26 protein-coding genes are annotated in these 26,019 nt (G+C 36.3%); 15 read left to right on the forward strand and 11 right to left on the reverse strand.

The genetic code is table 11. The annotated features are described in order from the left end of the window. Nucleotides 1-6: 6 nt before the first annotated feature. The 3 genes from H6W52_RS03910 to H6W52_RS03920 all read right to left on the reverse strand — a co-directional run bounded on the left by H6W52_RS03910 (nucleotide 7) and on the right by H6W52_RS03920 (nucleotide 4,580). Entirely contained in the window at nucleotides 7-1,344 is a 1,338-nt protein-coding gene (locus H6W52_RS03910; protein WP_116096696.1) for a 4Fe-4S dicluster domain-containing protein, read from the reverse strand. 11 nt (nucleotides 1,345-1,355) lie between these two features. Then, a complete protein-coding gene (locus H6W52_RS03915) occupies nucleotides 1,356-2,306 on the reverse strand; it encodes an MlaD family protein (protein WP_076393774.1) in 951 nt (316 codons plus the stop codon). 126 nt (nucleotides 2,307-2,432) lie between these two features. Continuing rightward, nucleotides 2,433-4,580, reverse strand: coding sequence for a peptidylprolyl isomerase (locus tag H6W52_RS03920; protein ID WP_116096694.1), 2,148 nt, complete (start codon nucleotides 4,578-4,580; stop codon nucleotides 2,433-2,435). 259 nt (nucleotides 4,581-4,839) lie between these two features. Here H6W52_RS03920 and lon point away from each other — a divergent pair, with 259 nt between their 5' ends. Then, on the forward strand, nucleotides 4,840-7,245 hold the full coding sequence (gene lon, locus H6W52_RS03925) for an endopeptidase La (protein ID WP_116096692.1): 2,406 nt from the start codon (nucleotides 4,840-4,842) through the stop codon (nucleotides 7,243-7,245). A 189-nt stretch (nucleotides 7,246-7,434) separates the two neighbouring features. Then, complete coding sequence (locus H6W52_RS03930) at nucleotides 7,435-8,547, forward strand: AI-2E family transporter (protein WP_116096690.1); 1,113 nt, start codon at nucleotides 7,435-7,437, stop codon at nucleotides 8,545-8,547. 53 nt (nucleotides 8,548-8,600) lie between these two features. Here the strand turns inward: H6W52_RS03930 and H6W52_RS03935 are convergent, their stop codons facing one another. Then, on the reverse strand, nucleotides 8,601-8,849 hold the full coding sequence (locus H6W52_RS03935; RefSeq protein WP_087708224.1) for a bacteriocin-like protein: 249 nt from the start codon (nucleotides 8,847-8,849) through the stop codon (nucleotides 8,601-8,603). A 196-nt stretch (nucleotides 8,850-9,045) separates the two neighbouring features. Next, a complete protein-coding gene (locus H6W52_RS03940; RefSeq protein WP_116096688.1) occupies nucleotides 9,046-10,404 on the reverse strand; it encodes an acyl-CoA dehydrogenase family protein in 1,359 nt (452 codons plus the stop codon). Between the two features lie 206 nt (nucleotides 10,405-10,610). Here H6W52_RS03940 and H6W52_RS03945 point away from each other — a divergent pair, with 206 nt between their 5' ends. Further along, a complete protein-coding gene (locus tag H6W52_RS03945) occupies nucleotides 10,611-11,519 on the forward strand; it encodes a DUF4349 domain-containing protein (RefSeq protein ID WP_116096686.1) in 909 nt (302 codons plus the stop codon). 69 nt (nucleotides 11,520-11,588) lie between these two features. Here H6W52_RS03945 and H6W52_RS03950 read toward each other — a convergent pair whose 3' ends face one another. Then, the gene (locus tag H6W52_RS03950; protein ID WP_206608137.1) at nucleotides 11,589-13,022 is read right to left on the reverse strand and encodes a glycoside hydrolase family 125 protein; all 1,434 of its coding nucleotides are present in this window, start codon (nucleotides 13,020-13,022) and stop codon (nucleotides 11,589-11,591) included. Between the two features lie 204 nt (nucleotides 13,023-13,226). On the opposite strand from H6W52_RS03950, the gene pgi reads away from it, so the two are divergent. The 9 genes from pgi to H6W52_RS03995 all read left to right on the forward strand — a co-directional run bounded on the left by pgi (nucleotide 13,227) and on the right by H6W52_RS03995 (nucleotide 20,649). Then, nucleotides 13,227-14,867: a glucose-6-phosphate isomerase gene (gene pgi / locus H6W52_RS03955; RefSeq protein ID WP_116096682.1), complete on the forward strand. Its 1,641-nt coding sequence runs from the start codon at nucleotides 13,227-13,229 to the stop codon at nucleotides 14,865-14,867. A 43-nt stretch (nucleotides 14,868-14,910) separates the two neighbouring features. Then, nucleotides 14,911-15,129 (forward strand): hypothetical protein, encoded by a 219-nt coding sequence (locus H6W52_RS03960; protein ID WP_087708215.1) that lies wholly within the window; start codon nucleotides 14,911-14,913, stop codon nucleotides 15,127-15,129. Further along, entirely contained in the window at nucleotides 15,119-15,409 is a 291-nt protein-coding gene (locus H6W52_RS03965; RefSeq protein ID WP_116096680.1) for a type II toxin-antitoxin system RelE/ParE family toxin, read from the forward strand. The genes H6W52_RS03960 and H6W52_RS03965 overlap by 11 nt, the downstream gene beginning before the upstream one ends. 30 nt (nucleotides 15,410-15,439) lie before the next feature. Further along, complete coding sequence (locus H6W52_RS03970) at nucleotides 15,440-16,324, forward strand: bifunctional 5,10-methylenetetrahydrofolate dehydrogenase/5,10-methenyltetrahydrofolate cyclohydrolase (protein ID WP_116096679.1); 885 nt, start codon at nucleotides 15,440-15,442, stop codon at nucleotides 16,322-16,324. A gap of 7 nt (nucleotides 16,325-16,331) precedes the next feature. Beyond that, on the forward strand, nucleotides 16,332-16,961 hold the full coding sequence (locus H6W52_RS03975; protein WP_116096677.1) for a 7-carboxy-7-deazaguanine synthase QueE: 630 nt from the start codon (nucleotides 16,332-16,334) through the stop codon (nucleotides 16,959-16,961). 42 nt (nucleotides 16,962-17,003) lie between these two features. Next, nucleotides 17,004-18,374: an exopolysaccharide biosynthesis polyprenyl glycosylphosphotransferase gene (locus H6W52_RS03980; protein WP_116096675.1), complete on the forward strand. Its 1,371-nt coding sequence runs from the start codon at nucleotides 17,004-17,006 to the stop codon at nucleotides 18,372-18,374. A 106-nt stretch (nucleotides 18,375-18,480) separates the two neighbouring features. Then, entirely contained in the window at nucleotides 18,481-19,233 is a 753-nt protein-coding gene (locus H6W52_RS03985) for an MlaE family ABC transporter permease (protein WP_087708206.1), read from the forward strand. Next, entirely contained in the window at nucleotides 19,233-20,048 is an 816-nt protein-coding gene (locus tag H6W52_RS03990) for an ABC transporter ATP-binding protein (RefSeq protein WP_116096673.1), read from the forward strand. Before H6W52_RS03985 ends, H6W52_RS03990 begins: the two co-directional genes overlap by 1 nt. Then, nucleotides 20,032-20,649, forward strand: coding sequence for an outer membrane beta-barrel protein (locus H6W52_RS03995; protein WP_116096671.1), 618 nt, complete (start codon nucleotides 20,032-20,034; stop codon nucleotides 20,647-20,649). Before H6W52_RS03990 ends, H6W52_RS03995 begins: the two co-directional genes overlap by 17 nt. Nucleotides 20,650-20,687: 38 nt before the next feature. On the opposite strand, the gene H6W52_RS04000 is transcribed toward H6W52_RS03995, so the two are convergent. Both H6W52_RS04000 and H6W52_RS04005 read right to left on the reverse strand, forming a co-directional pair. Continuing rightward, the gene (locus H6W52_RS04000) at nucleotides 20,688-21,005 is read right to left on the reverse strand and encodes a hypothetical protein (RefSeq protein WP_076393815.1); all 318 of its coding nucleotides are present in this window, start codon (nucleotides 21,003-21,005) and stop codon (nucleotides 20,688-20,690) included. 89 nt (nucleotides 21,006-21,094) lie between these two features. Beyond that, complete coding sequence (locus H6W52_RS04005) at nucleotides 21,095-21,901, reverse strand: M48 family metallopeptidase (RefSeq protein ID WP_116096669.1); 807 nt, start codon at nucleotides 21,899-21,901, stop codon at nucleotides 21,095-21,097. Between the two features lie 106 nt (nucleotides 21,902-22,007). Between H6W52_RS04005 and H6W52_RS04010 the strand changes: the two genes are divergently transcribed. Further along, nucleotides 22,008-22,553, forward strand: a complete 546-nt coding sequence (locus H6W52_RS04010; RefSeq protein WP_076393817.1) for a DUF4251 domain-containing protein — start codon at nucleotides 22,008-22,010, stop codon at nucleotides 22,551-22,553. 182 nt (nucleotides 22,554-22,735) lie between these two features. Here the strand turns inward: H6W52_RS04010 and meaB are convergent, their stop codons facing one another. Next, nucleotides 22,736-23,719 carry a methylmalonyl Co-A mutase-associated GTPase MeaB gene (gene meaB / locus H6W52_RS04015; protein ID WP_116096667.1) on the reverse strand — a complete coding sequence of 328 codons (984 nt, stop codon included), beginning with the start codon at nucleotides 23,717-23,719 and terminating at the stop codon, nucleotides 22,736-22,738. A gap of 476 nt (nucleotides 23,720-24,195) precedes the next feature. Here meaB and H6W52_RS04020 point away from each other — a divergent pair, with 476 nt between their 5' ends. Next, on the forward strand, nucleotides 24,196-24,486 hold the full coding sequence (locus H6W52_RS04020; protein ID WP_116096806.1) for a c-type cytochrome: 291 nt from the start codon (nucleotides 24,196-24,198) through the stop codon (nucleotides 24,484-24,486). A 20-nt stretch (nucleotides 24,487-24,506) separates the two neighbouring features. Continuing rightward, nucleotides 24,507-24,797, forward strand: coding sequence for a cytochrome C (locus H6W52_RS04025; RefSeq protein ID WP_116096665.1), 291 nt, complete (start codon nucleotides 24,507-24,509; stop codon nucleotides 24,795-24,797). Nucleotides 24,798-24,976: 179 nt separating this feature from the next. Here the strand turns inward: H6W52_RS04025 and H6W52_RS21160 are convergent, their stop codons facing one another. Continuing rightward, nucleotides 24,977-25,372 (reverse strand): enolase C-terminal domain-like protein, encoded by a 396-nt coding sequence (locus tag H6W52_RS21160; RefSeq protein WP_228457522.1) that lies wholly within the window; start codon nucleotides 25,370-25,372, stop codon nucleotides 24,977-24,979. Nucleotides 25,373-25,402: 30 nt separating this feature from the next. Continuing rightward, entirely contained in the window at nucleotides 25,403-25,885 is a 483-nt protein-coding gene (locus H6W52_RS21165) for a hypothetical protein (protein ID WP_228457519.1), read from the reverse strand. Between the last annotated feature and the right edge of the window lie 134 nt (nucleotides 25,886-26,019).

Here is a 26,019-nt window from a genome sequence, read left to right on the forward strand (position 1 = left end):
GATTAATTAGTCTTTTGCCCAGTTTAAACGGTCTGCCTGATTGTATTGCCACGGTGCAGCGTTGTTTTCTACATTTGTCATCATCAGGTTTAATTCCTGTGGTGCAGCAGACTGCTCCATTACTAAAAATCTTCTCATTTCGAAGATGATAGAAAGCGGATCTAGCAATACAGGACAAGCTTCTGTACATGCGTTACAGGTTGTACAAGCCCATAATTCTTCTTTGGTAATGTAGTCGTTCAACAGTTTTTTTCCGTCGTCTACAAACTTTCCGTTTTTATCAATGTTTTTGCCGACTTCTTCCAGACGGTCTCTTGTCTTCATTAAAATGGCTCTCGGAGACAATTTTTTGCCGGTAATATTTGCCGGACAAACTGCAGTACAACGACCGCATTCTGTACATGAATAGGCATTTAACAACTGAACCTGATTAAGATCAAAAATATCTTCTGCTCCGAATTTTGCAGGTGTTTCTGCCTCTCCTTCTGCCGGAGCTGCATAAGGGTCTGCATTCGGATCCATCATCAGTTTAATTTCTTTCGTTACAGATTCAAGATTATTGAATTTTCCTTTCTCTTCAAGATTTGCATACCAAGTGCTCGGAAAAGCGAGAATGATGTGTAAATGTTTTGAATAATAAAGATAATTCATAAAGAATAGAATCCCTACAAAATGGAACCACCAAGCTGCTCTTTCAACACCGAATAAGAATCCATTATCAAAACTGAAAACTTCAAGGAACGGAACGAAAGTCATTTCGCTGATCGGGAAAGATCCTACTTTTACAAAATGATCGTAACCATTTGACTGGAGAATAAAGTCTGAAGCGTTCATGGTAAAGAAAGCCATCATCAAAGCAAATTCGATAATCAGAATCCAGTTTGCATCTTCTTTTGGCCAGCCTAAAAGTTCTTTCATCGTTAATCTTTTTACTCCGTAAAAATTTCTACGGATAAAAAATACAACAACGCCAATTACGACTAAAAGTGCCAAAACTTCTAAAGTAGCGGTAAAGAAACCATAAACGGTGCTTCCTAAAATGGTTGATAAAAATCTGTGTGTTCCGAAGATTCCATCCACCACAATTTCGATAAGTTCGATATTGATGATGATGAATCCTACATACACAAAAAGGTGTAAAATTCCGGCTATAGGACGTTTTGTCATCTTACTCTGCCCCATTGCAACAGTTGCCATTGTTGCCCATCTTTCTCCTCTTCTGTCGCTGCGATTGATCTCACGTCCTAATCTGATGTTTCTATATATCTTCTGCAGACTTTTTACAAAAAGTCCAAAACCTGCAATTAATAAAATCAGAAAAATAATATTAGGGATATAATGCATGGTTTAAAAAATTAGTCTTTATTATTTTTTCCGAAAACGGAGAAGTTAACATATTTTTTTGGGTGCGCTTTCAAATCTTCGATCAAAGAATTAAGATTGTTTGAAGCGGCATTCAGGTTATTGTAAAGCTGATCGTCTTTCATAATTTTCCCCAAACTTCCTTCCCCTCTGTCGATTCCTGAAACCACATTATTTAACTGTCCTACTGTTGCATCTAAATTAGCGATGGTAGCATTCAGCTTTTTAGTATCAATGCTTTCTGCTAAATTTCCGTATTTATCTAAAGTAACTTTTCCGCTCTGCATCGTAAGACTTGCATCATCCAATACTTTCTGAAGTTTAGGATCGTTGTGACCCACTAAGGAATTTACACTTCCTGCCGTAGTCTGTAAAGCGGCAACTGTTTTGTTAAGATTAGCCAGTAATAATTTAATTTCCTGTCTGTTTTGCGCATCTACAAGCTGATTGGCATTCGTCATCAGAGAGTCTACTCTGTGTAAAACAACCTGTAATTGATCTTTTACAGGACCTACCTGTGAAGAAAGGCTTCCTAAAGTTCCTAATTTAAATGCCCCTCTTAAAGTATCTCCGTCTTTTGCCGTTGGACCTCCATACATCAGGTTAATTCTCATTTCTTTTCCTCCCATTAAACTCGGTTCAAAAATTTCCAATGTTGAATTTTTTGAGAACTCAAAATTGTTATCAACCGTAATTTTTACGAGAAAATCGATTTTACCGTCCTTAGATGTATGAGGAATGATTTTATCAACCTGTCCTACCTTTAATCCATTAATGGAAACAGGGGAAGATTGTGCCAATCCCTCGACATTATCATATTGTGCGTAAAATATATTATCGGTAGTAAAAAGGCTTCTGCCTTTCATAAATTGAAAAAGCACCACAAAGCCGACAATGGCCAATAGTGCGATCACACCAGCTTTTAATTCTTTACTGAACTTCACTTGCTAAATTTTTTCTAATGAGCAAATATACTACATTTAAATGAATGTTTTTCTCTATTGCTCTGCGTTACACACAAAAAAAGCGGCAAAAACTTTGCCGCTTTTTATCTATCTGAAAAATTATTTTTATTGTTGCTGAGAACCCAGCTTATTCCAGATCTCGATTCTGTAATCTTCAATATCCGAATTGTCCTGTAAGCTCTTTAACCAAGCCTGCCCGAACATTCCGCCGTTTCTCTGGGTAACAGATTCTGTAAACTGTTTAAGATCTCCGGGCTGTTTGTTTGTGATCTCATTCTTTTTAATAAGAACATAAACTCCTGTTCCTCCTTCAACCGGCTTAGAAAGCTGTCCTTTCTTCACTCCGAATGCTGCTCCGGCAACTTTTGGCTCCATAGAACCTGCTACTGAAGGATTTAATAAGTTAACCTGTGCAGATTGTTTTGTAGTTCCGAATTGTTTAGCGATCTGATCTAAATTTCCTGCTTTCCCGATTTTCTCTGAAATCTGTTTTGCAGCCAGTTTATTTTTAACCACTACTTCAATCTGATCTCTTACAGATTCAGGATCTGCAGTTCCTTTTTCCTGCTTCCCGTTTAAGTAAACTACAATTTTATCTCCTGTTCCGTCTACTGTAAATAATTCAGTATCTCCTTTTTCTCTTTTCTTATCAAAAGCCCATGCAAGGATTTCCGGATCTTTGTCTGTTCCTAATCCCTGAAGCTGTCCGTCGAATCTCTTCGCCTGTTTAGGATTAGAGAACTGATAGTTTGCTTTTTTAGCAATATTCACGAAATCGTTGAAAGATTTCCCCTGAACCTGCTGAACGAATCTGCTTGCTTTTTTGTTTACTTCTGCTTCCGTAGCATCAGAAGGTTTAATTGCTTTTACCAAGTTTGCCACTTTGTAAGCCATTGCTCCCGGTTTTTTATCTTCAATATTGATGATATGATACCCGAACTGTGTTTCTACAACACCTGTCGCACCTTTAGGGTTTTCAGACAGATATTTTAAGAATTCAGGAACGAAAGGCGTTTCAGGAGTTGTCCATCCTAAGCTCCCGCCTTGTGCAGCAGAACTTGGATCGTTTGACAATTTTAGGAATTCTGTAAATTTCCCCGGATTTGCTTTTACAATTGCTCCGATAGAATCTGCTAACTTTTTAGCCTGTTCTTTGGATCTTGTAACACCTTCACCTGCAGGACTTCCTTTAAAAGCAATTAAAATATGTCTTGATAATGTAGAATCTGAAGTCTTTTTATCTAAAAGTTTAGAAACTACATAGAAATTCTGCTCTTTGTACGGACCAAAAGTCTGACCGATTGCAGCAGTCGGAAGCTGTGCCTGAATCGTCTGAGGCAATTGGTTTGGCTTCAGATACTGCGGATTGAAAGGCATATCAGAATTCGCCATGATAAACATAGAGTCATTCTTTGTATTCTGGAAGTTTTCAGAACCTCCGCTTGCATCGCTTCCTACAGAGAATAATTTATTAATTTCTTTCTGAGCCGCCGCATCATCTGCAGGACTTGGCTGAGAAGGGAAATAAACGATTCCTATATTTCTGCTTTCTTCCGCTTTGAACATTATCGGATGCTGCTTGATATAATTTGCTAAATCTTCAGTGGTAACTTTAATGTTGTTTTTTTGAAGATAAGCTGCATAATCTACTTTTACGAAATCGATATCCGCTAACTGATCTCTTTCTCTCATCAACTCTTCAGCTTCTTTTTTACCTGTCGTGATTCCTGTAGAAACATTAGCAAATACCTGTCTCGCCATCAATCTGTATTCGATCGATTTTCTGGTTTTCAACCACTGGTTGTAACCTTCCGGCGAAGCAGCTTTCATATCTTCGATTTGTTTTTTAAGCTCCTGCGTCTTGAAATTACCTTTTTCATCAAAAAACTGCTTCTGCTGTGCAAACATCTGATCGTACTGGATCTGGTTCCAGAAGTAATCGTCCGTCATTTCGAAGCCCATTTTCTCGAATTGCTGTTTAATCAGCTTCGATTGCACAAGCAATTGCCAAGCCTGCTCTTCAAGACCATTTTTTGGTTGACCTTGCTGTTCAGCCTGTTGTTGCAGTACGAAAAGTTGATCGTTAAACTCTTCACGGGTAATTTTCTCACCATTCACTTTTCCTAAAACATCAGGATTTTTACCAAAAACCTTATCAATACTGTCGGGGTTTACAAGGAACGCCAAAAGCGCCAGTGCAATTACTCCCATCAAAAGCCAAGGTCTACTCCTAATTTGTCCTAAAATTGCCATTATATAAATTATAGTTTTTTATCAGTTTGCGAAAATACACATTTTTAAGAAATTACGGAAATACAAGACCTTTATTTTAATTTTTAAAATTTAATTTTTATAAAAAAGGAAATTTTGACCGTATTTTTTAGTAAAAAACAAATGGCATAAGTCTTGTGCATTTTAAGCACACATAATATGGACAGTCTTTTTAAAACATATTATGAAATTTCACGTTAACGAATTAAAACGATAATGACAATTTGTCATTCGATTTACTATGACAGAATTTGAAGATATTAGTTTAGAAGATATGATAAGCGACGGATTTGATATTGTAGCTCAGGAAATCAACATTGATGATCTTGCGGAAACAGAACAAAATTCGGAGCAAAAGATATTCCCAATCCTTCCTGTAAGAAATATGGTGATGTTCCCCAACGTTGTGATCCCAATTACTGCGGGAAGAAAAGCGTCCATCCAATTACTGGAAGAAGCGCAGAAAAATGGCGATTTTATAGGAATCGTAAGCCAGAAAAATTCAGATCTTGAACAGCCTGCCGAAAAAGATTTATACCAGATTGGGACTTTAGCAAAGATTATTAAAATCATTAAACTTCCGGAAGGAAATATTACTGCGATTACGAAAGGTTTCCACCGTTTTAAAATAAAGAAAGTGGTTGAAAGACAGCCTTATTTTAAAGCAGAAATATCAAAATTAAAGGATTCTAAGCCTAAAAACAAGGAAGAATACGAAGCTTTACTGGAAAATGTAAAAGATCTTGCCCTGAAAATCATTGAGCTGGATCCGAACATTCCGAATGCTGCGAATTTTGCCATAAAAAACATCAACAACAATGATGACCTGTTGAATTTCATTTGCACAAATGCCAATTTCCCTTCTTCTGACAAGCAAAAGCTTCTGGAAGAAAAGAACCTGATGGAAAGAGCCAACAAGTGCTACGAGATGATGCATGAGGATTTCAGAAAGCTGGAACTGAGAAACCAGATCCATCAGAAAACGTCGAAGGATCTTGATAAACAGCAGAGAGAATATTTCCTGAACCAGCAGATCAGAACGATTCAGGAAGAATTGGGAGGCGGTACAGAAGGTGATGTAGAGGATCTTATTAAAAAGGCGAGAGAAAAAAAATGGAGCGATGAAGTAGAAGAACATTTCCAGAAGGAAATCAACCGTTTGCAGCGTCAGAATCCTAATTCGCCGGATTACAATGTTCAGAGAAATTACTTGGATTTCTTTACGGATCTTCCTTGGGAAACCTACACAAAAGATGTTTTTGATATTGCCAAAGCGGAGAAAATTTTAGATAAAGCCCATTTCGGTTTAGAAGATATTAAGAAAAGAATTCTGGAGCATATGGCGGTTTTAAAGCTTAAAAACAACATGAAATCTCCTATTCTTTTGCTTGTGGGACCTCCCGGAGTCGGTAAAACTTCACTGGGAAAATCTGTTGCAGATGCACTGGGAAGAAAATATGTAAGACTTTCTTTGGGCGGTCTTCACGATGAAAGTGAAATCCGCGGTCACAGAAAAACCTACATCGGTGCAATGGCGGGAAGAATCCTGCAGTCGATTAAGAAATCCGGGACCTCCAATCCGGTGATTGTTCTGGATGAAATGGATAAAATCGGACAGGGATTGCATGGTGATCCAAGTTCGGCACTTTTAGAAGTTCTTGATCCTGAACAAAATAAGTCTTTCTACGATAATTTCTTGGAAATGGGATATGATCTGTCTAAAGTAATGTTTATTGCAACGGCAAATTCATTATCTACCATTCAGACTCCTTTGTTAGACAGAACTGAAATCATTCAGATTGCAGGCTATACTTTGGAGGAAAAAATTGAAATCGCCAAAAGACATTTAATTAAAAAACAGCAGGAAGAAAACGGTTTGGATGCTAAATCTTTTAAACTCGGAAATGCTGAATTAAAACATATCATCGAAGCGCATACTTCGGAAAGCGGCGTAAGATCTCTGGAAAAAAGAATTGCAGGAATCGCGCGTTGGGTAGCTTTGCAGACGGCTTTAGTTAAAGATTACGATCCTAAAATCTCGATCGAAAAAGTGGATGAAATTTTAGGTGTTCCGAGACCGAAAAGCTTATCTGAAATTACAGGAGTTCCGGGAGTTGTTACAGGTCTCGCATGGACGAGCGTGGGCGGAGATATTTTATTCATTGAAAGCATTTTAAGCAACGGAAAAGGAGCTTTATCCATGACCGGAAATTTAGGAACGGTGATGAAAGAATCTGCAACCATTGCACTGGAATATATTAAAGCGAAACATGACGAACTGGGAATTTCTCAGGATGATATCGAAAAGAAAAATATCCACGTTCACGTTCCTGAAGGTGCAACACCAAAAGATGGCCCTTCTGCGGGAATTGCGATGCTGACTTCTATGGTTTCTTCTTTTAAAAATAAAAAGGTAAAACCTCATCTTGCCATGACCGGAGAGATTACTTTAAGAGGAAAAGTTCTTCCGGTGGGAGGAATTAAAGAAAAACTTCTTGCTGCAACTAGAGCGGGAATTAAAGAGGTGATTCTTTGTGAAGCCAACAGAAAAGATGTGGAAGAAATCAAAAAAGATTATCTGAAAAACCTGAATGTACATTATGTAAACAGAATGGAAGAGGTAATCGAAATTGCACTGGAGAAATAATTCAGACTTATCATTTAAATAAAAAACACGTCTCAGATTTGAGATGTGTTTTTTATTGTTTTTTTTGTAGAAGTTAAAAATAGCCTTACTAAATGGCATACATTTTTCTAATGAGTTGAAAAAGATTTAAAGGTTAAAGCACTTAACTCGAACGGTTTTTATTATTTTTATAGAACAGATTTTCACACCATGAATTTACTTCGACTTCCTTTTCTTGTAAAACTCACGCTGGTTATTATTTCCATCATCGGATTGGGATATCTTCTTGCTTTGGGACAGAGTATTTTAGCTCCTTTCTTTCTGGCATTTTTAATGGCAATGCTTTTTCTGCCGGTTTCCAATTTTCTGGAGAAAAGATTACGGTTTACAAGATCGATGTCTACCATTGCTTCAGTATTAATAATGCTGTTTATTTTAACGGGATTAATTTACTTTTTCGGATCACAGCTTTCGGATTTCAGTAAGGATATTCCCCATCTTAAAAGACAGTTCACCTCCGTTGCGGAAGATATTCAGCATTGGGTTTCCAGAACTTTTCATGTAAAAATAGATGAACAGCTTAATTATATTGATCAGGGACTAAATAAACTTCTTTCATCTTCGGGGGTTATTCTGGGCTTTACTTTTGGGATTTTTTCCTCGAGTTTAGGATTCTTTGTGTTTTTTATTCTGTTTTTTATCTTCATTTTAAATTACAGAAGGGTTTTGAACAACTTTATCATTACCGTTTTTAATGAAAAACATAAAGCCAGCGTTCAAGAAGTGGTAGGCGAAGTAAGAGTGATGACCAAAAAGTACATTATCGGATTGTGTCTTCAAATTTTAATCGTTTCCGTTCTTACTTCTATTGTTCTTACGATTCTGGGAGTAAAATACGCCATTCTTTTAGGAGTTCTTACGGGCTTGTTAAATGTAATTCCGTATCTGGGAATCTGCATCAGTCTTTTGATTTCATGTTTTATCGCTTTTGCTACTTCTACTCCTTCTACCTGTATTTATGTAGCGATAGGATATATTGCAGTTCACGTTGTAGACGGAAATATTGTTCTACCATTCGTGGTCGGCTCAAAAGTAAAAATCAATGCATTATTTTCATTTATCGGAATTCTTATCGGTGAACATCTTTGGGGAATTGCGGGGATGTTTCTGTGTATTCCGGCAATTGCTATCATTAAAATAATTTTCGAAAGAGTTCAGGGACTTCAGCCTTGGGGAAAATTGCTGGGTGAAGAAGAAAAACCTGATAAAAAGAAGAAAACCTATAAAATCTCCAAGAATATCACTTTAAAGGAAATGGATTGATAATCAACAATTAACTATAAAAAGAAAGCCTTCAGAATTGAAGGCTTTTATTTTTACAATGCACAAAGAGGCTGTAATCCGTTTGGACAAAGTGCTGTACAATAAATATACTCTCCGCTGTCCGGACAATATCCTACAGGATCGCCCGGATTTCCCGGATCTCCTCCTCCGCCTAAACAAGGATCTCCCGGTGGAATTTTACAAGGGCATCCAACAGGTCCGATATCGCATTTTTCTGCACCACCGCCTCCTTTAATTTCTCTTAAATCTGCACGATTTAGTTTTTTAAGATTTTTCAGCATAATATTTAGTTTTATTTGTCTTGCACAACAAATATATTAAATCAATTCATATAATTCAATAAATATTTCTCAAAACTGAGAATTTATTTAAATTTTATTTTCTTCTAATCAGTTAGCAATAATTTTCTCTGAGTTTAATAAAAATCATAACATGAAAATCGTAAAATTGAGAAACAAATTGACCATTCACTTTAATTTAAACAAATGCGCTGAAACCTGTAATTGATCTTCCCACAATCAGAGAATTGATTTCCTTTGTGCCTTCGTAAGAATAAATAGCTTCCGCATCGGCTACAAATCTTGCGACATCATATTCCAGCAGAATTCCGTTTCCGCCCATCACTTCACGCGCTCTGGAAACAATATCTCTGGTTCTCATGGTACAGAAAACTTTTGCCAGAGAAGCGTGCTCATCTTTTAAAATTCCTTCATCCTGCATTTCAGAAAGCCTGAAAACCATCGTCTGCATTGCCGTAAGATTAGAAAGCATCTCTACCAGATGTCCCTGAATCATCTGAAAAGAAGCAATCGGTTTCCCGAACTGCTCTCTTTTTCTGGTATAATCCAACGCACTTTCATACGCTCCTCTTGCACATCCGGTTGCCATCCATGCAACTCCAGCTCTCGTCATTTGCAAAACTTTTGCGGTGTCTTTAAAGGAATTGGCATTCTGCAACCTGTTTTCTTCTGTCACCAAACAATTTTTCAGCGTAATCAAACCATTCTGAACAATTCTCAACGCCATTTTTCCTTTGATTTTCTCAACGGAATACCCCGGATTGTCTTTTTCTACAATAAATCCTTTTACTTCGCCGTCATCTAAATCTCTTGCCCAGATAATAATTAAATCCGCAAACGTTGCATTTCCGATCCATTTTTTCTGTCCGTTCAGAATCCAGCCTTCGGGTGTTTTTTTGCAGCTTACCGTTAATCCTCCCGCTGCTCCGGAACCTACTTCGGGTTCTGTTAATCCAAAGGCTCCGATTTTTTCAAACTTCTGCATCTGTGGAAGCCATTTCTGTTTTTGCTCTTCGGAACCGCAGATATAAATGGAACCCATCGACAAACCGGACTGCACTCCGAAAAAAGTAGCAATAGAAGCATCAATTCTAGCCATTTCCATCGCAATAACACCTTCCATTAGAAAAGGCATTCCGGGACAGCCGTACCCTTCGTAAGTAACTCCGCAGATATTCAGTTTCTGAAATTTTGGAATTAATTCATGCGGAAATTCATCTCTCAGCCAATAATGATTAACAAGGGGTTTAACTTCTTTTTCCATGAATGCTCTCACTTTTAACTGAATTTCCCGCTGTTCAGGACTTAATGCGTGATAGATGTCGTAGAAATCGCCGTCTATATCAGGAAGCTCTTTCTTCTTTTTATTCGGATCGAGCATTTTCATCATTCCGTTAAGCTGCTTATCGTCTAATTTGGAGAAATTTTCCATCAGCTTGGGAAGATTTACTTTTTGAGAAATAGCACTCAACTGATCAAAATCTATGGATCTGAATAATTCTATGGCGTTTCGGATTTTGGAAAAAGTATTTGACATAATAATTTGTTGTGTTTGATTTGTAAAAGAACAGCAAAAATTACTCCGAAAATGAGGTAGCTGAATAGCCCACAATTTACAAAACAATGAATTACAACCACTTAAAACAGAATTTCTCTTTACAGAATTTTTACGTTCCATTTTCAAATATTACAAACGATTCTGTCTGAACTTTGGGATAAGCAAACATTAATAAATCTATATCTATGAAAACGAAGTACATCAGACTAAGCATCGCAACAGCACTTTTACTGGGAATTTATTCATGCAAAAAAGGAGAAGTTTCTTCCGAAAATCTTGAAAAATATGCATCTGCTGATTCAGCAATAGCAATATCTTCGGACAGTGTTTCTTCTGTGGCAACCATGAAAGTAAAAGACAAGCAGTTCATTAAAACAGCAGAGGTGAATATGGAAGTGAAAGATGTCTATGACGCGACCATTTCCATTGAAAAATCCGTTCAGGAATTGGGAGGCTTCGTAACGCGCAGCGACCTGAAAAGCAATGTGGTTTCTGAGGAAACCTACAATACATCGGATGAACAAGCAATGCTGATAAAAAAATATCAGTCTGAAAACACCATGCAGGTAAGAGTTCCCACAGAAAAACTGGGCGAACTGCTCACTTTAATTAATAATAAAAAACTGTTCCTGAATGCAAGATCGATTCATGCGGAAGATGTAACGGCAAATATTAAATATTCTGCTTTGGAAGCTCAGCGAAACAAAAAAACAACCGACAATATTGCTCAGATGAAAGTAAATAAAGACAAAGTAACCATGAGCGATGAAAATATGAAGGAAGGAAACAGCCAGCAACTGGAGAGCATGAATATGACGGACATGCTGAAATACAGCACTGTTGACATTTACATCAAAGAACCCAAAATAAGAGTCGCAGAAATTGCAGTTACCAACACACAAAGCATAGACGATAAGTACAAATTTGATTTTCTGTACAGCGCAAAATCAGCTTTCGTGGAAGGATATTATTTGATCCAGAAAATTGTAGTAGGACTCATCACAGTCTGGCCAATTGTATTAATAGGAATTGCAGTTGTTTATTTCGTAAGAAAAAGAAAACCTGCTAAAAAACAGCCTACAACAGAAATTTAGCGATCCTAACTCCGGTTATCTATATATATTTTAAATTTTACAATAAACCTTCGGTAAATCCGGAGGTTTTTATGTTGAAAACTTTCTTTTCAGGATTTCAGGTTTTGTTTTATAGAGATGAAGAATTAATTCACCGAATAATGTATTTGCCCACGCAAACCACGATCTTGTAAAATCTTTCGGATTATCTACATCAAAAGATTCGTGGATAAATCCGGTTCCGGCGTGTGTGGATTTCAGCATTTTCAGACAGGAAACAATTTCTTCGTTATCATCCGTTGTCAAAGCCTGCATAATTAAACCTAAAGGCCAGATTTTATGCTCTCCGATGTGCGGTCCTCCAATTCCTTTGGCAAATTTACCCTCGCTAAACCACGGATTTGCTTTACTTAAAGAAAATTTTCGGGTATTTTTATAGATTTCGTCTTCTTTGGATCTGTAACCCAAATACGGAATGGATAATAAATTCGGAACATTCGCATCATCCATAAACAAAGCATTTCCAAAACCGTCGATTTCCAAGGCATAAATTTTCCCAGCTTCCGGATGATTTAAAACTGCATATTTCTGAATGGCTTCATCTACTTCTTTAGCTAAATTTTTAAACTGATCCGAAGAATTTTCATCTTTAAAAATTTCAGAAAAAATTTCCGCAGTTTCCCTCAAAGAAACCACCGCAAACATATTGGAAGAAATTAAAAAAGGATAAAAAGTCGCATCGTCCGAAGGTCTGAACATCGAATGAATCAACCCCACTTTCTTTGTAGGATTTCCATAACCTCCGGCAAATTGTGTGTCCAGAGGATTTCCGTTGGATCGTTGAAATTTGTACGGACCTTTTGAATCTTTTCTTTGCTGTTCTTTAAAAGTCTGCAAAATTAAAAGCATCGCTTTTTTCCAGTCGGAATCAAAAATGGAAGAATCTCCTGTTATTTTCCAATAGTTGTAAGATAATCTCATAACATAGCAAAGTGAATCGATCTCCCATTTTCTTTCATGAATTCCGGGTTTCATTTGGGTAGAGTCATTTTTCCATTCACTTACTTTATTGGCATCATTGAAAAATGCATTGGCATAAGGATCAAGAAGAACGCATTCAAGCTGCTTATTAATGACGCCTTTCAGAAGATTTTTCAGTTTTTCATCTTCGTTAGCGAGACTTAAATACGGATAAACCTGCGCGGAAGAATCCCGAAGCCACATCGCATCAATATCTCCCGTGATAACATAGGTATAAGGTTTATTATTTTTCTGGTAAAATTTTACCGTGGTATCTAAAGTATTCGGAAAACAGTTTTCAAACATCCACGCCAATTCTTCATCAGCAATTGATTTTTTGATGGTCTTGATGGTTTTCTCAACAGCCTCAGAAGTGAATTTTCTTTCGCTCAAGGGCGGTCTTTTAGAGACGTAATCGTTTGCAAATAAAAACCTTGCAGAAACAGGCAAAGCAAAAAATCCTACTCCCAAAGATGACTTTTTAATAAAATTTCTTCTGTTCAGCATGATGTCATGAAATATTATGCCTAAAAATAAGCATTTTAAATTTTAAAAATTCATTTGTTACTCAACATACATTTGATTTTTAATCATCCATTAATATGATTGAACTAAAATTCCGTAAATTTGCAAATCAATAATTTTACATGAGGATTTGGAATTCAACAATCCTGAATCCGAAGTCACAAAACCTTAATTTCTAAAGATATGCTATCAAAAATAAATCCTACTCAAACCAATAGCTGGAAAGCACTTGACGACCAATTCGCGAATAATGATTTTGATTTAAGAAGCCTTTTTCAATATAATCCGAATCGTTTCAATGAATTTTCAATCAAAAGACCTAATTTTTTGTTTGATTATTCTAAAAATTTAATCGATTCCAAAACGAAAAACCTCCTTTTAAATCTTGCGGAAGAATGCGAATTGAAAGATGCGATTTCCAAAATGTTTTCGGGAGATAAAATTAACGAAACGGAAGGAAGAGCAGTTTTGCACACTGCTTTGAGGGATTTTTCAGATAAAGAAATTCTGGTTGACGGAGAAAATATCAAGCCTCAGATCAAAAGAGTGCTGGATCATATGAAATCTTTTTCCGAAAGCATTATTTCAGGGGATCACAAAGGTTTTACAGGAAAAGAAATTACAGATGTGGTGAACATCGGAATCGGAGGTTCAGACTTAGGACCTGTGATGGTCGTTTCAGCTTTGAAGCATTTCAAAACAAGGTTAAACGTTCATTTTGTTTCCAATGTAGACGGAAATCATCTGGCGGAAACTGTGAAAACTTTAAATCCTGAAACCACTTTATTTATCATTGCCTCCAAAACGTTTACGACACAGGAAACAATGACGAATGCCAATTCAGCCAAAGACTGGTTCTTAAAAGCGGGAAAACAGGAAGATGTGGCAAAACACTTTGTCGCTTTATCCACTAACGTACAGGCAGTTAAAGACTTCGGAATTGCAGAGGAAAACATTTTCGAATTCTGGGATTGGGTTGGCGGAAGATACTCATTGTGGAGTGCGATTGGCTTAAGTATAGTTCTTGCAGTGGGTTATGAAAATTTTGAACAATTATTAAGAGGAGCTTACGATACAGACCAACATTTTCAGACGGCAGATTTTGGAGAAAATATTCCTGTTTTAATGGGGCTGATCGGAATATGGTACAGAAATTTCTATGCAGCAACTACTCATGCTATTCTTCCATATTCTCAGTATTTAGACCGTTTTCCTGCTTATTTCCAGCAGGGTGATATGGAAAGTAACGGAAAATGTGTGGACAGAAACGGGGAATTTGTAGAATATGAGACAGGACCGATTATCTGGGGAGAGCCGGGAACAAACGGACAGCACGCTTTCTATCAGTTGATTCACCAAGGAACAGAATTGATTCCGGCAGATTTTATTGCATATGCGAAAAGCCCGAATAAAGTTTCTGACCATCAGGATAAATTGTTGGCTAACTTTTTCGCTCAGACTGAAGCACTTGCCTTCGGGAAAACGGAAGAAGAAGTAGAAGCAGAATTAAAAGCTTCAGGAAAATCTGATGAAGAAATTGAGTTTTTATTAAATTATAAAGTCTTCCATGGAAACACTCCAACTAACTCAATATTATTCAACGAATTAACTCCTTTTTCATTAGGACAGTTAATTGCGTTGTATGAGCATAAAATTTTCGTTCAGGGTGTGATTTGGAATATTTTCAGTTTTGACCAGTTCGGTGTGGAATTAGGAAAAGTTTTAGCGAATAAAATTTTACCAGAACTTGAAAGCAATGAAACAGTTAGTTCTCACGATTCTTCAACCAACGGATTGATTAATTATTATAAAGCAAACAAATAAATTATAGCTGATTTTCATTAATTTTGATAAAAAATACAAAGATATGAGTACCATTACCATCCATCTTAAAAATAAAGAAGAAGAAACTTTAATGGAAAATCTTTTGAAAAAGATGAAAATCAGCTTTGAAAAAAATGAGGATGATTTTGAGCTGACGGATGAAATGAAAAGGGTAATTGATGAAGCTTTAAAGCAAGACAGATCACAATCGGTAGATGCATTCGAATCGTTAAAGAGAATTTCCGAAAAGTATGGCATTTAAAATTTTGGTTTCTCCAATTGCAAACAATAATATTGATGATGCCATTAAATATTATAAAATGCAATCTCAATCTGCAGCTAAGAGTTTTAAGAAAAAATTATTGGACGCTTATAAATCTTTGCAAATAAATCCTTTTTTCGCAGTAAAATATAAAGATGTAAGAGCAATTCCTTTAAAGAAACTGCCTTATTTAGTTTTATTTGATGTAGATGAAAAAGAAAAAATCGTAAATATTCTCTCCGTTTTCTGCACCCACCAAAATCCGGAAAAATATCCATAAAAAAATCTAATAAAAAGTAATAAAGTAAAAATGGCACAAATTCTTGACGGATTAAAAGTATCCAAAGAAATAAAACAGGAAATTAAGGCTGAAGTAGAAAAAATTCTTGCCAACAAGAGAAGAGCGCCGCATTTGGTAGCCATTCTTGTGGGGAACAACGGAGCAAGTAAGGCTTATGTAAATGCAAAGGTGAAAGATTGTGAAGAGGTCGGATTTCAATCAAGCTTAATTAAATTTCCAAGCACCGTTTCAGAATCTGAATTATTGGAAAAAATCGACGAATTAAACAAATCTAAAGCAGTGGACGGATTTATTGTTCAGTTGCCTTTACCAAAACAGATTGATCAGGAAAAAATCATCAACGCAATCGACCCGAGAAAAGATGTTGACGGTTTCCACCCTGAAAATTTCGGGAAAATGGCATTGGAAATGGATACGTTTTTACCAGCAACACCGTTTGGAATTTTAACCTTACTGGAAAGATACAATATTGAAACAAAAGGTAAAGACTGTGTCATCATCGGAAGAAGTAAAATTGTAGGAAGACCTATGAGTATTTTAATGGGAAGAAAAGATTTCCCGGGAAATTCTACGGTAACTTTGACGCACTCTTATACAAAAGACATTGAAGAATATACAAAAAAAGCAGACATAGTAATTACCGCTTTAGGCGATCCTCATTTCTTAAAAGGTGAAATGATAAAAGAAGGAGCTGTAATTGTGGACGTTGGTATTACAAGAGTAGACGACGATTCTCCGAAAGGATATTATTTGGCAGGTGACGTAGATTTCGACAGCTGTGCAGCAAAAGCAAGCTGGATCACGCCGGTTCCGGGAGGAGTAGGACCTATGACGAGAGCGATGCTGATGAAAAACACCATCATTGCTTATAAAACTTCGGTCTATAACGACTAATTTTAAAATGAATTTAACAGAAGAAATATTATTAAAAGAAGGTAAAATGCTCCCTGTAATGGAGCATTTTTACACTCTTCAGGGAGAAGGAGCGCATACCGGAAAAGCAGCCTATTTCATCAGATTAGGCGGTTGCGATGTCGGTTGCCATTGGTGTGATGTAAAAGAAAGCTGGGATCCGAATCTGCATCCTTTAATGAATGCGGCAGACATTGCCGAAACCGCAGCTAAACATTGTAAAACAATCGTTTTAACAGGAGGTGAACCTTTGATGTGGAATCTTGATATTTTAACCGGAAAGTTAAAAGAATTAGGCTGTTCTATTCATATCGAAACTTCGGGAGCTTATCCGATGAGCGGACAAATCGACTGGATTACGCTTTCGCCAAAGAAAACAGGCCTTCCGAAAGAAGAAATTTATACCAAAGCGCATGAGCTTAAAGTGATCGTTTTCAATAACAATGATTTTAAATTTGCAGAGGAACAGGCTTCAAAAGTATCGAAAAACTGTACTTTGTATCTTCAGAGCGAATGGAGCAAAAGAGATGATATGTATCCTAAGATTACTGACTTTATTTTAGAAAATCCGGAATGGAGAGCATCAGTTCAGACCCATAAGTACCTGAATATCCCATAAAAAATATGTAACTTAGCCTTTCGTATCCGTAATTGCCTATAGATGCAGAGAATTCGATACTCCAGATACCTGAAATCGATCATCGTTTTGCTTGACCTAATGGTTATTGCATCTATTTTTATATTCTTTTTTCTGAGCAGAAATGAAAGTTTAAAATACAATCAGGAAACATGGTACCAGAATTTATTTTCTCTGGCATTGTTATTTCTGTTCTGGATGCTTCTCAGCGGCAGGACAAAAATTTATAATATTCCGAGAAACCTTACTTATACTTTATTTTTAGAAAGGCTTTTAATTCATTTTTTGCTTTTTATTATCGGAGTTTTACTCATCGGAAAAGTCAGTTATAATGTATTTTTCAATTCGGATATTTACTGGCTTTCGTTTTACCTGTTCTTCTTTATTTTCCTTGCGAAATCTTTAATTTATTTTGGAATTAAATACTTCAGAAGTCTCGGAATCAACCACAGGAATGTCATGTTCCTGAGCGAAAACAGCTCTACAGAAGTTTTAAAGAATATTTTAAAGGATAGACGAGATTATGGGTATAAAATTTTCGAGTATCAAAATGCAGAAATCAATGCTGAGGAACTGATTGATTTCTGGAAGACAAACGGAATTCATACTTTATTTATTCCCACTGAAAATATATACAACGAAAAACAGGAAAGAGAGATTTTCAGATTAGCAGAAGCCAACAAAGTGCATATTTCCCTGATTCCGAGTATTGTTCAGAATAATTTTTTCCTGTATGATATTGGGTATATTCAGACACAGCCGATTCTCAATCAGGCAAAATATCCTTTGGATTATTATTCTAATTTTTTACTGAAAAGAACTTTCGATGTTATTTTTTCAGTAATTGTTTTGGTGGCAATCTGCTCCTGGCTTTTTCCGATCATTGCCATATTAATCCGTTCATCTTCCAAAGGTCCGGTTTTTTTCATTCAGGAAAGATATGGTTTCCACGAAGAAGTTTTCAGATGCATTAAATTCAGAACGATGATTGTAAATGAAGAATCTTCTACTAAAACTACTTCGGAAAATGATTCCAGAATTACCAAAATCGGGAAGTTTTTAAGAAAAACAAGCCTCGATGAAATGCCTCAGTTCCTGAATGTTTTGAAAGGTGAAATGTCTATTGTAGGACCGCGACCGCATATGTTGGCTGTAGACGATTATTATAAGCCTAAAATCGGAAGATACAGTTTAAGAAGCATGGTAAGTCCCGGAATAACGGGGCTTGCACAGGTAAATGGACTTCGCGGCGATGCCGGAGATGTGGAAGTTGAAATGAACAAAAGGGTTTTGGCAGATGCATTCTATGTAAGAAACTGGAGTTTTGTTCTGGATCTTGTAATTATTTTAAAAACTATTTTATTGGTGTTAGGCGGAGATAAAAATGCAAAATAACATTTTTTGGTCTACATTATGATATACTAAATTTAATATTAAAACGGAGCTTCAGTCTTGGTCTTAAGTTTCAATTAATTCAATAAAAAAAGTCTAATTTAGCAGAATGTTAAAAAAGTTTTTTACAGCAGTCGGAGAATACATTCTTCTTCTTGGTAAATCTATTCAGAAGCCTCAGAAAATGAGGGTTTTCTGGAAGCTGTTCATGAGAGAAATCAACGATTTGGGAGTCAACTCTTTTGGGTTGGTGATCTTTACTTCAATATTCGTGGGAGCTGTTGTTGCAATACAGATGTTCAACAATTTCGATGCTTCTTCGTTTCCGATTCCTCCTTCTTTCGTAGGATATGCTACGAAAGCAGTTTTGGTACTGGAATTTTCCCCAACAATTATCAGTCTTATCCTTGCAGGAAAAGTGGGTTCTTATATTGCATCAAGTATTGGAACAATGAGGGTTTCCGAGCAGATCGACGCTTTGGATATTATGGGGGTAAACTCTCCCAACTTCCTGATTTTTCCTAAAATTATTGCCTGTGTTATATTCAATCCTTTGCTTATTGCCATCAGTATTGTTTTTGGTATCGGAGGTGGATATGTTGCCGGGATTTTAACAGGAAACTGGACAACCAATGATTATGTGGTGGGTATCCAAATGTATATGCCTAATCTTTTCATTTATTATGCATTTACCAAAACCATTGTTTTCGCCTTCATCATTGCAACGGTTCCGTCTTATTTCGGATATAATGTAAAAGGAGGATCATTGGAAGTAGGTAGAGCAAGTACACAGGCGGTAGTCTGGACGATGGTGTTTATTATCCTTTCGGAATTATTATTAACCCAATTAATTTTAAGCTGATGATTGAGGTAAAAGATCTTAAAAAGAGTTTTGATCAGGTAGAAGTACTGAAAGGGATTTCAACTACGTTTGATAAAGGAAAAGTAAATTTAATTATCGGACAGAGTGGTTCCGGAAAAACGGTATTCCTGAAAAGTTTACTGAATGTGTATCAGCCGACATCGGGAGAAATCTTATTCGACGGAAGAGATATTAATACGATGACCAGAGAAGAAAAGCAGCATCTTCGTTCAGAAATCGGAACTGTATTTCAGGGAAGTGCTTTATTCGACTCATTAACGGTGGAAGAAAATATTATGTTTCCGCTGGATATGTTCACGAATTTAACATTCAGAGAAAAGAAAAAAAGGGTTTTTGATGTTATCGGAAGAGTGCATCTGGATAAAGCCAACCGAAAATTTCCATCTGAAATTTCCGGAGGGATGCAGAAACGTGTGGCAATTGCAAGAGCTATTGTCAACAATCCGAAATATCTTTTCTGTGATGAGCCAAATTCCGGACTGGATCCTTATACATCGAACGTCATCGATGATCTTTTGCTTGAAATTACCAAGGAATATAACACAACAACAATTATCAATACCCACGATATGAATTCGGTAATGACGATTGGGGAAAAAATTGTCTATCTGAGACTGGGAATTAAAGAATGGGAAGGAAATAAAGACGTCCTGATTACGGCGAGCAATAAAAACCTTATTGATTTCGTTTATTCATCAGAATTATTTAAAGAATTGAGAGAATATCTGCTTGAGAATAATAAAACTATTGATAATACCATTACAAAAATAGAAGATAATGAAAAAGGCATTTAGTATCGCATTAATAGGTTTTTCTATGTTTGCTTCTGCACAAATTTCTCTTGCAGGAAAAGCAAATTTAATTTTTCCTACGGGATCTCCTTCATGGAAAAACATTAAAGGAACCGTAAACCAGGCAATTGAAGGAGAAGGTAAAAATAATGTAGGCTTCAATATTGGTCTTTCTTTAAAAGCGAATCTTCCTGCATCGTTCTTTCTAATGCCGGAATTGTATTATACGACTTTTAAAAGTGATTTTACAGATCCTGCATCCAATACCACTTTCGATATTAAAAATAACCGTCTGGACTTACCTGTATTAATCGGACATAAAGTTTTAGGTGATTTTTTAGGAGTGTATGTAGGTCCTGTTGCAAGTTATAATTTAAGTAAAGAAGATACTTTTAACGATTTTCAGGAAAATGCAAAAGACAATTTTACAGTAGGCTATCAATTCGGGGCACAGCTTGAAATTAAGAAGTTTCTTGTGAATGCCAAATATGAAGGTGCTTTCAGTAAAGATTCCAGAAACTTTATCAATAAGGTTTCCGGTCAGGAAATCAGATACGATAACAGACCTAACTTATTTATGGTAGGTGTGGGATATAAATTTTAACGGACGAAAATAACAACTGATAAAAAATCCTCAGATCATTAGATTTGAGGATTTTGATTTTCACGACTGCGAAGTTCTGCTTCACGTCTTGCAATTTCTGCAGCCTGCTGTTCAAGATCTTCCTTATCTTTCTGCAACTGCTTAAATTCTTTTCTTTTCTGTTCGGCTTTTATGGCACTTCCTTTACTTACATATCCTACCATTCCGCCGATAATCAGACCAATTCCAATTCCTCCTAAGATTCCCATAATATGAGACATCTGAAGATCATTAATGGTAAAATTATTAGACGTTAGATAAAACAGCAGAATAGATAAGGCTAAAAGAACAAGCCCGATAATGGTTAAATTTTTCATAGTGCTGTGTTTAAGTGGTTAATTAAAAAGCCCCATCAAATCAATTAAAATTCAACAAGGCTTTTACTCAAGATTAAAATTCTTTATGATTACATTCTTCCACCTGCAGCCTTGTAATATTCTAAAGCTTTAGGCAAATTTTTATTAATATCCGAGATTCTTGTTTCAGGATTAGGGTGAGTGGAAAGGAATTCCGGCTGTCTTGCTCCTGTAGATGCAGCTTCCATTCTGTTCCAGAAAGGAATTGCTTCTCTTGGATCGTAACCTGCCATTGCCATTAAATATAATCCCATCTGATCTGCCTCAGACTCCTGATTTCTTCCGTATTTCAATAAAGCAACCTGAGATCCAATTGGATAAACCTGCTGGAAAACGCTTGCCCACTGAGAATTGGAAATAGATCCTCCCAAAATTTGTCCGCCATATTGTGCGATCATAGCCTGAGAAATTCTTTCGTTTCCGTGTCCTGCCAAAGCATGAGAAACTTCGTGTCCCATTACCACAGCCAAACCGTTCTCATTTTTTGTAACCGGTAAAATTCCTGTATAAACTGCAACTTTTCCGCCCGGCATACACCATGCATTAAGTTCGTTGCTCTGAAGAAGATTAAACTCCCAATTGTAGTTCGCAAGATCCGCAGAACGCCCGATTTGCTGATAATATCTCTCGGCAGCAGATTTTATTCTGGAACCTACGCTTACCACTCTTTTAGCATCTGCAGTTCCGGAAATCACTTTAGATTTTCCTAATGTTGTTTTGTATTCCTGAGCAGACATGGTCATAATTTCCGAGTTATTTGCAAGCTGCAACGAAGATCTTCCCGTAATCGGGTTCGTTGTACAGGCAGCAACCGACAGAGCTAAGGCTCCCATTCCAAAAATGTGTTTTATTTTCATAGTGCGAGTGTATACGTTCAACCTTTACAATTTTTGTTCCAAAATAATTTTAAACAATATATTTGCATATAATTTGCTATTTAAATTTAACAATTATTTTAGTATTATGAAAAAGTATATTTCGATTATATTTATTTTTGGATTTCTGATGATCTTCCAAAACTGCTCTTCTCAAACCGCTACGGATCCTTCCGCTGTAACAGCACTTGTGAATTCCGAAGACTTCTCGTTTCATGCAGAAAGAGCTACACCCACGAATTATGACGTTATTAATGTGATGGGTTCTCTTCCCAATGCTACAGCGTCGAGAATTCTTGATCTTTCGGGAAGCAATTATTCTATTGATCTGAGAAAAGATAAACTTGAGGTTGTACTGCCTTATTTCGGAAGAGTTTTTAATCCTACTTACGGAAATACGACCCAAAACAGTTACAGATTTACTTCAAAAGATTTTACGGTGACAAAGTCTCAGGGAAAAAAGGGAAAATGGATCGTAAAAATTAAAGTGAATGACCAAAGTTCTGTTGATGAAATCAATATGGAGATTTTCAAAAACGGAAAGGCTTTTACTTCCATCAGAAGCAACGACAGACAGCCGATTTCTTATGACGGATATATTACGAAAAATGAAGAGGAGAAAGAAAAGCTTTAATTGAAATTTAATTGTCCGTTTATTAACCTAAAGCTTCGACAGGCTCAGCTTGACATCGCTAGAAATCAAGCGTTTATTATTAGAGGTATCACACTGAGCTTGTCGAAGTGCCTGTTATAAATAATTGATTTTCATATCAGTGCAAAGTAATAGGTTGTTTAACGGATATTCAAAAATTAAAATTATTCTTTAGACAAAAATTTATCCACAAATAATTTTGCTTCGGTACTTGGATTTGAAATCATGGCTGAAGCATTTTTTTTGTGTTGAAGATATGCTTCTTCCACGGAATTATTTTTTTTCATCACAGAAAGAATATATTCCTGAACCCAATATTCGAAACGTTTTTCTGCCTGTTGGATTCTTACCTCTTCGAAACGGTTGGTTTTCTTTTTAAGATTAATAAAATCATTAATTTTTTCAAAAACATCATTCAGACCTTCATTACTTAAAGCGGATCCCAGTAAAACAGGCACTTTCCAGTCTTTTTCCTTTGGGGGAATAAAATCTAAGGCTCTTTTTAATTCCAGTCTTGTATTTTTGGCTTTTTGAAGGTTGTCCTGATCGACTTTATTGATGAAAATAACATCCACCATTTCCATAATTCCGCGTTTGATGCCCTGAAGTTCGTCGCCACCGCCAATGATTTTTAAGAATAAAAAGACATCCGTAATATCGGCAACTAAAACTTCAGACTGCCCTACTCCAACGGTTTCTATTAAAATATAATCGTAACCTGCCGCTTCGCAGATCATCATGGTTTCGAAAGTTGTGTTTGCCACTCCGCCCAGAAATCCGGAACTCGGAGAAGGTCGGATAAATGCATTTTCTTCTTTGGCAAGTTCTTCCATGCGGGTTTTATCGCCCAAAATGCTTCCTTTATTGATGGCTGAACTTGGATCAATGGCTAAAACTGCCACTTTTTTGCCATTGGCAATGGCAAGTCTTCCGAAATTTTCAATGAAAGTTGATTTTCCGGCTCCCGGAACGCCCGTCACTCCTACTCTGGTTGAGTTTCCGGTAAAAGGCATGATTTGTTTGAGGAGTTCTTCTGCCTGTATTCTGTGTTCGGCTTTTTTACTTTCAACTAATGTTATGGCTTTTGCGATCAGGCGTTTGTTTCCCGATCTTATTCCTTCTATTAGCTCTTCTGTAGAAAATTTCATTGTTTCAAAAATAGACAATTAAACGGGAATGGTCAAGAGGGAATGTATTGGATTACGGAATTTTTAAGTTGAGTTTTTAGGTTTGTCTTCATTACAATACAAAAGAAATTTTGTACCTGACCTCTGCCCTGCCCCCGATTGGAGTATTTGTCTGAGCTCATTTTAGGGTTCCGGCGGCGGCTCCGCCCCCGCCGAAACCCTAAAATAGCGAGTACGGAAAGCGGGAAACAGCTCCAGATAAAATATTTAGAATTTAATTTACTCTAACCACCCCGTCAAAAATTCTTCCGAATTTTCGACACCCCTCCAGAGGAAGGGAATTTCTTCGAATACTTTTTATTCATTTCATTAATAATTAGACATTGAAAACAAACTTTCTGACTGGTGTTGTAATTTTTATTTCTTCTAAATTATGTACAATTTTATCAATGGAAACGGTAATTTCCTACATTTGTTTGAATAAACAGTTAAAAAACATGAAAAAACTTATCGCTGTAGCATCATTTGCTGCCGTTTTACTGGCATCCTGCACTCCAAAAGCTTCAACAGCAACTGCTCCTGTAGCTTCCACTTCTACAGCAGAACAAATTGCACAAGGAAAAACAATTTTCGAAAACTCTTGCGGAAGATGTCACAAATTACCGGATCCGGCTTCCCACACTTCTGTTCAGTGGGTTGGAATTATGAATTCTATGGCTCCGAAAGCAAAACTTACCGATGAGCAGCATCAGTGGGTGTACGATTATATCGTGTCTGTAAAAAAATAAATCACAACAAAAATAGTAATATGAAAAAATTAATTTTGGGTATGACGTTAGCTTCTGCAGCAGTCGTTGTATCGTGCGGACCAAAAAGTGTAGCGGTAACCGGACCAAAATATACCTCATCCGAACAATTGGCTCAGGGAAAAACCATCTTTGAAAATTCCTGCAACAGGTGCCACAAATTGCCGGATCCTGCAAAACACGACGATCAGGGCTGGATAAAAACATTAAGCAGAATGGCTCCGAAAGCGAAATTATCGGAAGATCAGCATCAAATGGTTTATGATTATCTGATTTCAGCAAACAAAAAATAGGCTTCTTTTGAAGTCTATTTTTGTTTTTGGTTCTTCTTTATATTTTTAACACAAAAAGGGTGAAGTTTTTTTGATTTCTAATCTGTTTATTTTTCGTTCGCAATGGCATTTCACTCAGCAAATGAAAGCACTGAGAGAAAAAACTGATAAGCAAAGCGGATTGACGATTTATCGTTCTCTTATTTAATCATAATTCCTAAACCTGGTTTTGAAGATAAACTAATTTTTCCGTTTTTAACAAAACTTCCTGTCGCATAGTCATTTGAAATTAAATTAGCGCCGTCCAAATCGGCATAATCTACCATTCCTGTTAAATTACAGGCTGCGGAAATTCCCACGGTAGATTCCGTCATACAGCCGATCATGATTTTGTAATTCAATGCTCTTGCTTTTCTGATCATTTCCAAAGCAGGGGTTAATCCGCCACATTTCATTAATTTGATGTTGATGCTTTTATAATAGGGAGTTAATTTGTCTAATGATTCTAAATTCTGACAATCTTCATCTGCCATCCAGTTTGCAAAAGATTGTTTTTCTAAAATTCCATAATTGTCAATTGGTCTTGGCTGTTCCAGATAAGAAAACTTCTGAACCTCATCATTTTCCTAAAGCCAGATACAATCTTCATCCGTAAAACTTGCATTGGAATCAAGAGCTATATATCTGTTAAGTTTTAATAATTTTTCAACATTGTTTTTATTTAAGCCTTTGCATTTTACTTTGAATTTATTCCATGAACTTTTTTCGATTTTTTCAATCTGATGATTGATTTCACCGACAGAAATGGTAATGGAACTTTCAACTAATTTGTCTGACGGAAGATGATTTAATTCAATAAAACTTTTGTTTTCAAGTTTACCGAAAAGATCCCAATACGCGCAATCTAATGCGGAAAGTAAAAAAGGATGCAGATTTAAATTCAACAAATATTTAAAAAATTCTTCCGGATGAATAATTTTACAGTTTTGAATCTGAGACTGAATTTCTTTTAATTTTAACACAAAGCTTTGAAGATGAATCTTATAATAATCGATCGCCACACATTCTCCGTAACCTTTGCAATTCTGATGAGATAATTCTATGAGCAAGGCTTCCCTCTTATCATAGTTTCCATAAGCAATTGAAAATGTTTCTTAAATATAATGGTCTGCGTTCGAATTTTAATTCCATTATTAAATGTACGAAAAAAGGAAGCCTAAATGACTTCCTTCTTAAAATTATT

This window comes from Chryseobacterium sp. C2(2020) (assembly GCF_014218915.1).
GTDB classification, from domain to species: Bacteria; Bacteroidota; Bacteroidia; order Flavobacteriales; family Weeksellaceae; genus Chryseobacterium; species Chryseobacterium mucoviscidosis.

Coding starts and splice junctions, on each gene's coding strand:
- H6W52_RS03910 (WP_116096696.1), bottom strand. CDS start 1,344: ATGCATTATATCCCTAATATTATTTTTCTGATTTTATTAATTGCAGGT.
- H6W52_RS03920 (WP_116096694.1), bottom strand. CDS start 4,580: ATGGCAATTTTAGGACAAATTAGGAGTAGACCTTGGCTTTTGATGGGA.
- lon (WP_116096692.1), top strand. CDS start 4,840: ATGACAGAATTTGAAGATATTAGTTTAGAAGATATGATAAGCGACGGA.
- H6W52_RS03930 (WP_116096690.1), top strand. CDS start 7,435: ATGAATTTACTTCGACTTCCTTTTCTTGTAAAACTCACGCTGGTTATT.
- H6W52_RS03935 (WP_087708224.1), bottom strand. CDS start 8,849: ATGCTGAAAAATCTTAAAAAACTAAATCGTGCAGATTTAAGAGAAATT.
- H6W52_RS03940 (WP_116096688.1), bottom strand. CDS start 10,404: ATGTCAAATACTTTTTCCAAAATCCGAAACGCCATAGAATTATTCAGA.
- H6W52_RS03945 (WP_116096686.1), top strand. CDS start 10,611: ATGAAAACGAAGTACATCAGACTAAGCATCGCAACAGCACTTTTACTG.
- pgi (WP_116096682.1), top strand. CDS start 13,227: ATGCTATCAAAAATAAATCCTACTCAAACCAATAGCTGGAAAGCACTT.
- H6W52_RS03960 (WP_087708215.1), top strand. CDS start 14,911: ATGAGTACCATTACCATCCATCTTAAAAATAAAGAAGAAGAAACTTTA.
- H6W52_RS03965 (WP_116096680.1), top strand. CDS start 15,119: ATGGCATTTAAAATTTTGGTTTCTCCAATTGCAAACAATAATATTGAT.
- H6W52_RS03970 (WP_116096679.1), top strand. CDS start 15,440: ATGGCACAAATTCTTGACGGATTAAAAGTATCCAAAGAAATAAAACAG.
- H6W52_RS03975 (WP_116096677.1), top strand. CDS start 16,332: ATGAATTTAACAGAAGAAATATTATTAAAAGAAGGTAAAATGCTCCCT.
- H6W52_RS03980 (WP_116096675.1), top strand. CDS start 17,004: ATGCAGAGAATTCGATACTCCAGATACCTGAAATCGATCATCGTTTTG.
- H6W52_RS03985 (WP_087708206.1), top strand. CDS start 18,481: ATGTTAAAAAAGTTTTTTACAGCAGTCGGAGAATACATTCTTCTTCTT.
- H6W52_RS03990 (WP_116096673.1), top strand. CDS start 19,233: ATGATTGAGGTAAAAGATCTTAAAAAGAGTTTTGATCAGGTAGAAGTA.
- H6W52_RS03995 (WP_116096671.1), top strand. CDS start 20,032: ATGAAAAAGGCATTTAGTATCGCATTAATAGGTTTTTCTATGTTTGCT.
- H6W52_RS04000 (WP_076393815.1), bottom strand. CDS start 21,005: ATGAAAAATTTAACCATTATCGGGCTTGTTCTTTTAGCCTTATCTATT.
- H6W52_RS04005 (WP_116096669.1), bottom strand. CDS start 21,901: ATGAAAATAAAACACATTTTTGGAATGGGAGCCTTAGCTCTGTCGGTT.
- H6W52_RS04010 (WP_076393817.1), top strand. CDS start 22,008: ATGAAAAAGTATATTTCGATTATATTTATTTTTGGATTTCTGATGATC.
- meaB (WP_116096667.1), bottom strand. CDS start 23,719: ATGAAATTTTCTACAGAAGAGCTAATAGAAGGAATAAGATCGGGAAAC.
- H6W52_RS04020 (WP_116096806.1), top strand. CDS start 24,196: ATGAAAAAACTTATCGCTGTAGCATCATTTGCTGCCGTTTTACTGGCA.
- H6W52_RS04025 (WP_116096665.1), top strand. CDS start 24,507: ATGAAAAAATTAATTTTGGGTATGACGTTAGCTTCTGCAGCAGTCGTT.